At 48.3% G+C, this 10,608-nt stretch carries 7 protein-coding genes; 5 read left to right on the top strand and 2 right to left on the bottom strand.

The genetic code is table 11. The features are described 5' to 3' along the window. Window positions 1-327: 327 nt before the first annotated feature. The gene (locus QZP87_RS00945; RefSeq protein WP_291321052.1) at window positions 328-1,413 is read right to left on the bottom strand and encodes a glycosyltransferase family 4 protein; all 1,086 of its coding nucleotides are present in this window, start codon (window positions 1,411-1,413) and stop codon (window positions 328-330) included. 394 nt (window positions 1,414-1,807) lie between these two features. Here QZP87_RS00945 and QZP87_RS00940 point away from each other — a divergent pair, with 394 nt between their 5' ends. Then, window positions 1,808-2,599, top strand: coding sequence for a class I SAM-dependent methyltransferase (locus tag QZP87_RS00940; RefSeq protein WP_291321051.1), 792 nt, complete (start codon window positions 1,808-1,810; stop codon window positions 2,597-2,599). Window positions 2,600-2,621: 22 nt separating this feature from the next. Further along, window positions 2,622-3,791, top strand: a complete 1,170-nt coding sequence (locus QZP87_RS00935; protein WP_291321050.1) for a glycosyltransferase — start codon at window positions 2,622-2,624, stop codon at window positions 3,789-3,791. A 33-nt stretch (window positions 3,792-3,824) separates the two neighbouring features. On the opposite strand, the gene QZP87_RS00930 is transcribed toward QZP87_RS00935, so the two are convergent. Next, window positions 3,825-4,703, bottom strand: a complete 879-nt coding sequence (locus tag QZP87_RS00930; RefSeq protein WP_291321049.1) for a glycosyltransferase — start codon at window positions 4,701-4,703, stop codon at window positions 3,825-3,827. A gap of 318 nt (window positions 4,704-5,021) precedes the next feature. On the opposite strand from QZP87_RS00930, the gene QZP87_RS00925 reads away from it, so the two are divergent. From QZP87_RS00925 to QZP87_RS00915, 3 genes are all read left to right on the top strand, one after another. Beyond that, window positions 5,022-5,798 carry a sulfotransferase gene (locus tag QZP87_RS00925; RefSeq protein ID WP_291321048.1) on the top strand — a complete coding sequence of 259 codons (777 nt, stop codon included), beginning with the start codon at window positions 5,022-5,024 and terminating at the stop codon, window positions 5,796-5,798. A 178-nt stretch (window positions 5,799-5,976) separates the two neighbouring features. Next, window positions 5,977-7,710, top strand: a complete 1,734-nt coding sequence (locus QZP87_RS00920; RefSeq protein WP_291321047.1) for a hypothetical protein — start codon at window positions 5,977-5,979, stop codon at window positions 7,708-7,710. Between the two features lie 158 nt (window positions 7,711-7,868). After that, window positions 7,869-10,364, top strand: a complete 2,496-nt coding sequence (locus QZP87_RS00915) for a glycosyltransferase (RefSeq protein ID WP_291321046.1) — start codon at window positions 7,869-7,871, stop codon at window positions 10,362-10,364. Window positions 10,365-10,608 lie beyond the last annotated feature (244 nt).

Here is a 10,608-nt window from a genome sequence, read left to right as displayed (position 1 = left end):
TTATTAACCTCCGGGGACTGGCTCTCCCCGCACTTATTTTTTCCAATAAAACCAAGATCATTTGTAATAAAAAATAAGTGCGGTGGTGCCTGTCCCCAATTTAGACAGGTTGAAAAGTTTTATAAGTTTCGCTGTAGTGTTAGTATTTTTGGCAGATCAATATGTTTTTCGGACCAGACCAGATATCTCTCCAAATTTATTGACTTTATTTCTTTCAACCAGGAACGAAGAACCAGGAACTTTGAACTCTCAAGATTTTATATTTGTGCAGGAAAAGTGTCGCGGGGACTGTCCCCTGGCCGGTATCTGCCCCCTGAATGGTTACGATTACTTGGTGTTCACAGGTCTTCCAGCACAAGCAGACAGAGACTGCAATATCCGGTCTGTTGTATTGTCCCAGCTGAAAAGACGCAGGTAAGCCTCCCTTTCTGCCAGGATGTTTGCCCGCAGGCGGTCCTGGTGGTGTAATGTTTTTGCCAGGGCCCTGGCCAGAGATTGCACATTGCCCGGAGAAGCCAGGCAGCCGTTGACCCCGTCACGCACCAGTGCCGGGATCCCCCCGATATCCGAGCCCACCACAGGGGTCCCGGCTACCAGGGATTCAGCCAGGACCATGCCGTATGACTCGGCATTGCTGGTGCTGGGTAATACAGTCACCTGGGCGGATGTGTAAAGGTCCGCCATCGCCTGCCTGGAGTCCACCCTGCCCGTAAACCGTACTCCGGGATAAGCACCTTGTCTGGAAGGTGTTCCTGCAGCCACCAGCTCAAGACAGGGGAATTCCTTTTTTATGCTCATCCAGGCCCTGTAAAGAATATCGAAGCCTTTACTTTTCAAATCCGTCTTGCCAGCAAAAAAAAGATAAGGAGAGGAGGGTGAAGGCCTGCCCTTGGCCATGACCGGGTCCACGCCGGGCATGACATAGTCGAATTGCCTGTGCAGTGCTGCAAGCCATGGGGATGATGACCGGTATTCAGGTGAGCTTACAATGATCCTGCCTGCCAGTTCAAGGGTTCGCATGCCAATAATCCGGTAATAAACATTGCCCAGCAACTTTCTGTGCAGTTCGGGTCCTGTGATATCGCTGTGGTAAGCCAGGCATACGGGGATGTTCATTTTTTCAGCCCGCCTGATGGCAATATCGACAATTCCCGGAACGGTAAAGTGTGCGAAGATTATGTCCGGGCGTAACTTTCGCAGAACTCTGTCTACCTGCCCCGGCCAAAAAGGGTGAAATCCCCCGCTGAAAAACCTGAGCGGCGGGGAGATCATTTTTTCATTACCCCCCACAGCGCTTAGATGACCGATATTGATTCCACGGTTTTTCAGCCGGGAACATACTTCAAGCATGCAGCGCTCAGCCCCGCCTGTATGCGGCTCAATATACTGGGATACAACAAGGACATTCAACATGAGTGTAGCTTTTATGAATTAGCCGGCTGCTCTGTCAAGGATTGAAGAAAATTACGGCCTTGAATTTGAAGCCGTTCAGAGATAGACTGAATACTCTTCTAATTTGTTTTTTGTTCAAAAAAATATGTGCCGGGGTGCTGTCCCCACAAACGTTCCATGAACGAAGAACCAGGAACCGATTTTAACGACCAACATGTTTGTTTGAAATTTGTGCTAAGCCTAACACTACAGCGAAACTTATGACTGACCTCCGGGGACTGGCTCTCCCCGCACTTATTTTTTCCAATAAAACCAAGATCATTTGTAATAAAAATAAGTGCGGGGGTGCCTGTCCCCAATCGAGATACGTAATTATATTTTATAAGTTTCGCTGTAGTGCTAAGGAAACAGGCAGATGCAGTATAATGATACAGAGATTGCTTCAAAGCAAAAGCTCGAAGTAGAGTTCTGGCGGGATTCCAGGCATGAATCCCCTGAAGCTGATTCGGTATTAAACTTGCTCAAAAAGTCCAGGGAGGCCCTGGTTTTCTTAGAGGGCCTCAAGAGGCACAAGGAAATTATTCCTAAAACAGGCAAAGTACTTGAACTTGGTGCCGGTCAGGGCTGGGGGGCCTGCGTTTACAAAAAGCTGTTTCCACGGGCGCATGTGACGGCAACGGATATCAGCGAATATGCCGTCATGTCTCTTCCAAAATGGGAAAGAGTTTTTCAGGTTTCACTGGACAATGCCTACGCCTGCAAAAGTTATGAAATAAAAGAGGCCGATGCTTCCCTGGACCTGGTATTCTGCTTCGCCTCGGCCCATCACTTCCTGGCCCATAAAAGGACCCTCGAGGAATTATTCCGTGTACTCAAGCCTGGGGGAAAAGGGATTTATTTCTACGAACCTGCAGCGCCGAAGTTATTCTACAGGCTTGTTCGCCGTAGAATGAACCGCAAACGAGGTAACGTCCCTGAAGACGTGCTTATTGTTTCAGAAGTCGCCAGATTATCCCGTCAGGCTGGGCTGGACCTGCATGTGGACTACCATCCCAGCCTGCAAAACAGGGATCCTCTGGCTACGGTATACTTTTACTTCCTGGGGCTGATCCCTTTTCTGCAAACATTCCTGCCGTGCTCTGTCAACCTTATATTTACAAAGCCCGGCAGCGTGAAGAGAAAAAAAGCAAGCAGCGGAAACAGATAGTATATTGAGGGAACAAAACGTCTTGAAAAGTAAACCCAGAAAAGTCCTCATGGCCTGCATCCAGCCTTACTGGTCCTGTCTGCAGCTGGGCAGCCAGCATCTGGCCAGGCAGTTCTCGGTAAACAGCTTTGAGGTACATTATTTTGCCGCGCCGGTAACTCCTTTGCACCTGCTAAAGATCAACTCCGCGGAAGTACCCGCCAGGTTTAAGGCCTCACTTCAAAGCCCGCTTATTCATAATAACAACATAAGTTCCTACATCCCTTTTTCCATACTGGCCCCTGACGGCATGCCTCTTTTGAGAAGCCGCCAGGTCGTTGCCAACTGGCACAAAAGTGTTTTTCCCACCCTTCAGACTATTATTAAAAACAGCGGGCTTGATCAGGTGGATCTTCTGTATATCGACAACCTGAGCTACCATTTCCTCCTGGACCAACTGGATTATGACAGATGTGTTTTCAGGGTTATGGACATACATGAACATTTTCCCGGCTGGACCGGTCACTGCAGATGGATGGCCCAAAAGCTCGCGTCCAGGGCTGATCTGACAATATACTCCGCCCGGGGCTTGAAAGAGTATGTCGAGAGCCTGTCTCCCCAAAAGACAGCCCTGGTAGCCAATGGGGTGGATTACTGGTTTTTCAGGTCTCAGGGCAGTTCCGGGGGCCGTCACCCTGTGCTTTCCAAGGTTCCTGATCCTGTTGTTCTTTACACAGGAATTCTTGATTCCCGCCTGGACTGGAGACTGATTCAAGAGACCGCTGCAGCCTTGTCCGGTGTATCCTTTGTTTTTGCCGGGCCTGGCAGACCAGATCCTGCCGTGGGCCGGCTGCCGGGCAATATATACTTTCCTGGTCCTGTTCCCCACGGAGAAATGCCCTGGCTTATGCACTCGGCTGTTGCCGGGATGATTCCTTTTGATATCAAGTATCGCCTGGAGCTTATCCAGGGCATAAGGCCATTGAAGCTTCTGGAATACATGGCGGCCGGTCTGCCGGTCATCTGCGCCAGGTGGGCGGAAGTAGAGAGCATGAACAGCCCGGCCTGGATTTATGACAATGTGCACGATTTCGTGTCTCTGGCTTCAAAGGCTGCATCCAGGAAACATGACCAGCAGCCGTATCTGGATTTTGCCGCCCGGCATGACTGGAGCTCTTCATTCAGGATACTGCAGCATGAACTTGGACTGTAAATGCCTTCTTCTATTTCATGGGTAAACGCTTGCCTATCTCCTTGGAGAACCTCCAGCCTGCAGCCGGATAAATTCGCCAAGCTGCACCAGTTTTAACAGGTATTCAAGGCCGTAAACAGCCGTCCTGCGCCAAAGAGTCAGGTCCCTGCGGGCAAAAATCATGCGTGCAGACCCTAGAGGAGGCTTGAGCATGATCAGGGCGTGCAGTACCGCCCTGCCGGGATTTGTCCTGAAACGGGCATCATGAAGAACAATATAGCCGCTTACAACCCTTCTGGATTTCAGGATAAGCTCCTGAAGGCTTTTTCTGGCCGGGTGCTTCACCACAACCTCAGGGGAAAATCCGATGGCATGTCCGGCCTTCTGCGCCCTGCGTCCCCATTCCAGATCGCCGCCGGACATAAGATCCTGGCGGAACAGGCCGGCGTCTGCAAAGACAGAGCGGTATGCAAACATATTGGCCGTGGCGGCTGCTCCTTTGATGGCGTAGTCTTTTTGCCTGAAGGCGAAGATCTGCTCGTAAATCTCGGCGGTTGCAGGTTTTTCAGGGTTTTTGGTAAAGAGCTCAATTTTCCCGGCCAGACGCGTGCAGTCAGGATTTTTTTTAAAAAAACTTACTGCCTTTTCAATCCAGTCCCTGGACGGGATGCAGTCCGAATCACAAAATCCAGTGATTTCGCCCCTGGCCTCATTAATTCCTTTGTTTCTTGCAGCATATGATCCAGGAGTCATTTCCCTTAAAAAGTGCAGATTGCCGGCATCCGCCTGGACATCAATCTCCTTTTCAGGGTCGTTGTTCACTACCAGGATCTCGAACTGATCCCGGGGCCACGTCTGAACCTCGAGTGCTTTCAGGCAGGAATCAAGGCCTTTATTGTTGCGGAAAACGGGGATGATTATGGAGACCAGCATGAGTCAGCTTCCGCCATGTTTTTAGACCAGGTTTTTTGTTCACGTATGCTCATGTTGACCTTCAGGAGTTGTTGATATAGTTTTTCTTGTTAGCACTACAGCGAAACTTATGATTGACCTCCGGGGACTGGCTCTCCCCGCACTTGTTTTTTCCAATAATACCAAGATCATTTTTAATAAAAATAAGTGCGGGGGTGCCTGTCCCCTGCTTTCTTTAAAAGCGCTAAACAGATACATATTTTATAAGTTTCGCTGTAGTGTTAGGGACACGTCAAGTAAATTCAAGGCCAGGCCCGGGTTCCGGCCGGAGAAGTTCAGTTGCCTGCTTATCCATCTGCAGATAAAGCCACCCCTTTGATAATAGTCGGTCCACCCCGCTCTGGAACAAGGTTTATCACCAACGTCCTCAATGAGGTGCCTGGTGTGACTGTACAGGGGGAGATACCTGTCTTTATCATTGACCGGGTTATACGCACGGTGAAAAGATTCCAGCGAATGGATGTGACCGCCGGCCCTGCAAAAGAACTGCCTGATAAATTCAGCCTTTCCAGTAAGGATTTCATGTTTGCCGTCTGGGCCAATCTGCAAAAGGGCAAAAGGCGGGAGGCTGGTGAAGACTGTAAATATTTTGGGTACAAAACACCATACCATGAAAAATACTTTGATTTTTACAATGCCTTTTTTGATCCGGCGCAGCCCATATATATCTGCTGTATCCGGCACTTTGAGGACCACCTGCTGTCAGTTCAGGCCCGCTGGCCCGGCAGGGGCATTGCCTATGTAGCACTGAGATATATCCTGTCTCTGCGCCGGATCCGTCTCATGAAGGAAAAAAGACCTGACAGAGTGCTGCTTTTTTTTCTGGATGACTACAAGGCTCAAGGGAGCAGTTATCTGCATGAAAAGATATTCGATCCTCTGAAATTAAAAGATATCAGGGCCGCGGTCAAGAGGGCTGAGCAAGGACCTGTCAATACCTCGGCCAAGCATGGCTGCCTGAAAAAGGAAATGCTTGCCGGAAGACAGAAGCTCTTCCTTAAAGTATTTCCTCGCCCCCTGCATGATTTTGAATCTCTGCGCCGTGATTATGGTTAGGCGCTTAGCACAAATTTCAAACAAACATGTTGGTAACTTTTAATCTATGTCTGCCACGCGCCTATGGCGTGGTTGATCCTGTAAATCCTGTCAGGAAAAGCTTTTTGTTGGTTTTCGGGCATAGCCCGAGTTGGACTTACACCTTTAACCACGAACCTGTTCCCTGGAACCTGGAAAAATGAACCTTATACAGGAAAGCTCTGCATTTGCCGCGTGGTTTGCCCGGGTTATGCGGACTTTTTTTCAGTTACGCCCCTTGACCACCGCCGGCGTTGTCGTTGCCGAGGCAACCGCCACCATGACCAGGATACTGTCTTTGCTCCTGCCCTTGAAGGTGATATTGCTGGCAGGGTCACCCGGAGTGCCCCGATACTTTCCATTCGTTGACCCTGCTGATAAATCCATCTGGCTCCTGGGTCTGAGCCTGGCTGCAGTGACTTTTTATTTAGTAACCCTTTTACTGGAAGCCATGGTCAACCGCCTGTCACAGGATGCGGGCAAGGAAATTCTTTACCGGGCCAACGCCCTGACCCTTCTCAAAAACCAGGAAGAAACAATTCAGGGGTATTACGCTTCGTTTTGTGAAATATCTGCAAGCCTTCTTTTTTTGAGTGCTGCTTTCCTGGTGCTCATGGTTCTAAATTTCTGGCTGTTTATCTTCATGCTGTTCCTGATGGCCGGGTATTATTTTTTCAGTGCCTGGGCCCTGTCAGGTTGTGACGTAAGACGAGACAAGTTGAAGCTTTATATACAGGACAAAACCGGCAACTACCTCAAAATCATCACTTCCCTTGCTTTTCTGGCAGGATTTTTCATAATCCTGGCCCCGTTTCTCACCAGTGACGGCGGCAACATCATCATTGCCATCCTGTCCATCCTGCTGCTCAGGAGGTCTTTGAACTTCTTTGTAAGCTCAACCAAAGAAGCAGTTAATCTTTGCAGAAACAAGCACAAAATTGATGCCCTGATATTTCCAGGAATACAGATGGAATCCCCTGAAGGCAAGGATAAGCTTGCAGTGCGGGATGTTTTTCATAAGTCAGCCCGGGAGAGCATGGTTCAGGCGGAAATGAGCCTGCTTATGCCTCCCGGAGTGAGCCTGGATGTACACTGGATGGACCCGACCATTCCCGGCATGTACATGTTTATGATAAAAACAGGCAAACAGGATTCCCACCAGGAGGCATTATTTCAAAAGCAGGTTTTTACTACGCAATCTGCTCAACTGTTTGAGAACGAAGACTATCTCTTTACCCGGATATCCCGCAATGAGTTAAAAGCACCGGCCCTGGTCACCAGGTACACCCGGGAACCGTTTGTCTGTCAGATCCTTGAATATGGTCTGGGTGAGCCTGTTCCTGGAAATAAATGGAAAAGTCTGCATGATAATCTGCTCGAATACTATTATTCCATTAAGCCTTCACCTGAACTGGTGAAAGCCTTCCGGACATCACACAAGTCCCTGCATGAAATCCTAAGCCGCGAATTTGTAAGCAGGACATGGATAGCTGTGGACACTCCGGAAGAAAAAAGCGATCTGAACCTTTTTCTGGAATACCTCCCCGGGACTGAATGTATGCTCAAGTCAGTGCCGTATTTTATTCACAACCCGGACCTGACTGTAAAAAACACGGTACAGACTGAAGCTGGTGAGGTCCTGGTCATGACCTGGGGCAGATGGACTCTGGAACCATTGGGCGCTGTCATGCCCTTTGACCAAAAAAGGCTTGACCAACTCCTTGAAGTTGTTAAAGAAAACAGGACTGACACCCCGAAAGACCTGGACCTGGACCGGCTTGACCTGGTCCACTACTGCCGCACACTGGAAAAAGAAATCAGCAAGGGTAATTATAAGGCGGCACTTACAACAATTAACAAGGTACTCTCAAATCCTGTGCTTAAAAGTCCATAATCGCCGGGTAACCATTCACGGAATCCTCGGTGGCGATTGCCGGCAATCACGCCTCAGGCGTGACCGGTGAATGAAAAACATTATCCTGTCTTTCTTGGCGACCTTAGCGCCTTTGCGTGAGAATAAGTTTTTGGGTTGCGGGCAAAGCCGGCGTTAGAATGATAAATAGCAGATTTCTGAAAAACCGTGTTGAAAGAACATTTGAATGGGCATCCGGACTGAGAAATTCAAGGGCCTGGCCTGTTCTGCGTCCTTTTTTTCTGCTTCTGAGCCGATTTATTAATGTCGAAAATATGGTTCAGAGCCCTGGTTCAAAAATTCTACACGCATACAGGATCCGTATCCAGAGCCTGGGCTTTGAGGAAAAAACCATTGCCGACCTGAAGGCCCTCATCAGCGACAACATTTTAAAAAAATCGGCATCCTGGGAACTTGCCCTGTGGTATTCCAACCAATACACTCGTGACAGTGCCCTTGAATGCCTGAATTTTCTGAAACAGGCCCTGTCAGGGACCAGAGACAGGGAAAGATTGCGTCAGGGAGCCATTCTTGAGGCTGAGTGCCATTATCTGCTTGAGGACCCTGAAACAGGAAGACACGTACTACAGAAGGCATTGAAAATGGGCCCCGATGCCGACCTTTTTCTGGCAGCAGCAAACCTTGAGCAGCATCTTTCCGAAAAGGTACACTGGATCAACAAAGCCTTTGAGCTGTCAAAGCTGTCAGGCATATCTTTCACACCCTCTCTTTCCAGGTCTTATTTTGATTCCCTGACAGGGAATTCCAATGCCTTGGTCCCAGCACCGGATACATGCACCATAAGTGTAATCATTCCAGCTTATAATGCAGAAAACACAGTTGCAACCGCTCTTGAATCCTTGTTGTCGCAAACATGGAGCAATCTGGAAATAATTGTCGTTGACGACTGCAGTACAGACAACACATCCGAGGTTGTAAAGCAATATGTAAATAATGATCCCAGAATTAAGCTGATCAGGGCTGATGCCAACCAGGGACCATACGTGGCTAGAAACATTGCACTTGCGGTAGCCGGAGGTGAACTGGTTACCTGCCATGATTCCGACGACTGGTCTCATCCACAGAAACTGGAAATTCAGGCAAGCCATCTCCTGGATAATCCATCTAAAATTGCCAATACATCTCAGCTTTCCAGGGCCTTCAGTGATTTACATTTTTTTCGCAGGGGGAATCCTGGCCGTTATATCCAGGTCAACATGTCTTCACTGATGTTTCGACGGGAACCTGTTCTGGAAAAAGCTGGATTCTGGGACAGTGTCCGTTTTGGAGCGGATGGTGAGTTCACAGCGAGGCTGAAGAAGATATTTGGAGAAGCTTCAGTGCAGCATTTAAAAACTGGACCATTATCTTTTCTCAGGCAATCCCCGGATTCGCTTACTGGAAGCAGGCACTTTGGATACCCCGGGTTTTTCATGGGCGTAAGAAAAGAATATAAGGAAAGTTTTGAGTATTTTCATGAACATGCACCCCAGCTCTTTATCAATAACACGATGCAGGTCAGGCCCTTTCCAGTGCCGGCGCCCATGCTGCCGAAAGAGCCTTCTCTAAAAAACAGAAAGCATTTTGACGTAATCATTGCTTCTGAGTTCCGGCTACCAGGAGGTACCACTGTTTCCAATATTGAGGAAATTAAAGCCCAGACAAGTGCTGGCATGCGTACAGGTCTGGTTCAAATGAACCGGTATGACCTGGTTCCTTCCAGAAAAATTGATTATCGAATCAGGCGTATGCTTAATGGCGACGCAGTCAGTTTTATTACCTTTGGAGAAAAAGTCAGTTGCGATGTACTGATAATCAGGCATCCGCCAGTGCTCCAGTATCTGCAAAAGTACGTTCCAGATATACAGACTGATAATGTCAGGGTGATTATTAATCAAACCCCTGTGAAACATTATGGAGCAAACCCCAAATTTTACTATAGTTTTAAGAGTTGTTCAGACAATCTGTCCAGGTACTTCAAATGCACAGGAGTGTGGCATCCCATCGGCCCCTTAATTCGCAGAGCTTTGCATGAGCATCATGCCCCTGAAGTCAACCTGATAAACCTTGACAGTAACGACTGGCACAATATCATTGATGTTTCCAGATGGAAAAGGGCTTCAAAGCCGGTCCGAGGCGACAGAATACTTATCGGCAGACATTCCAGGGATGATATTTACAAGTGGCCGGATAACCCTGGGGATTTGTTGACCATCTACCCGGAGTCAGATAGATATGAAGTTCATGTGCTGGGCGGAGCCCAGGCCCCGCAAAAAATGCTTGGCCGCCTGCCCTCAAACTGGAATGTTCTTGAATTCGGGGCTGTTCACCCTCAGGCATTTCTTTCCAACCTGGACTTTTTCGTCTACTATACCCATCCAGACCTTGTTGAGTCCTTTGGAAGGGTAATTATTGAGGCTATGGCAACTGGAGTCCCGGTAATCATACCCTCCGAATATGAAGTGCTTTTTCAGGAGGCAGCCATATATGCCCGGCCAGAGGAAGTTGAATCAGTCATGGAGTATTTTATGAATAATGATCAGCAATACGATCAACAAGTGGAAAAAGCCCTGCACTATGTTGAAGACAGGTTTGGCTACTCCAGGCACGAGGCTAGACTGAAAGGCTGTTTCTGACAGGAGACATCCCAAAAAATAAGTGCCGGGGTGTCTGTCCCCACAAACATGCAGGCAAGGTTTTTTTCTTGTTCTAATCCCTAACACTACAGTGAAACTTATAAAACTTTTCAACCTGTCTAAATCGGGGACAGGCACCCCCGCACTTATTTTTATTACAAATGATCTTGGTTTTATTGGAAAAAATAAGTGCGGGGAGAGCCAGTCCCCGGAGGTGAATAAATAAGTTTCGCTGTAGTGCTAA

Origin of the sequence: Desulfonatronospira sp. (assembly GCA_003563255.1) — a bacterium.
In the GTDB taxonomy this organism is placed as follows: domain Bacteria; phylum Desulfobacterota; class Desulfovibrionia; order Desulfovibrionales; family Desulfonatronovibrionaceae; genus Desulfonatronospira.
The sequence above is the reverse complement of the archived record's forward strand: the minus strand, read 5'-3'. Positions and strand labels throughout refer to the sequence as shown.

Excerpts from the sequence above, each read along its gene's own strand:
- QZP87_RS00940 (WP_291321051.1), top strand. The coding sequence starts at position 1,808 with ATGCAGTATAATGATACAGAGATTGCTTCAAAGCAAAAGCTCGAAGTA.
- QZP87_RS00945 (WP_291321052.1), bottom strand. The coding sequence starts at position 1,413 with ATGTTGAATGTCCTTGTTGTATCCCAGTATATTGAGCCGCATACAGGC.
- QZP87_RS00920 (WP_291321047.1), top strand. The coding sequence starts at position 5,977 with ATGAACCTTATACAGGAAAGCTCTGCATTTGCCGCGTGGTTTGCCCGG.
- QZP87_RS00930 (WP_291321049.1), bottom strand. The coding sequence starts at position 4,703 with ATGCTGGTCTCCATAATCATCCCCGTTTTCCGCAACAATAAAGGCCTT.
- QZP87_RS00915 (WP_291321046.1), top strand. The coding sequence starts at position 7,869 with ATGATAAATAGCAGATTTCTGAAAAACCGTGTTGAAAGAACATTTGAA.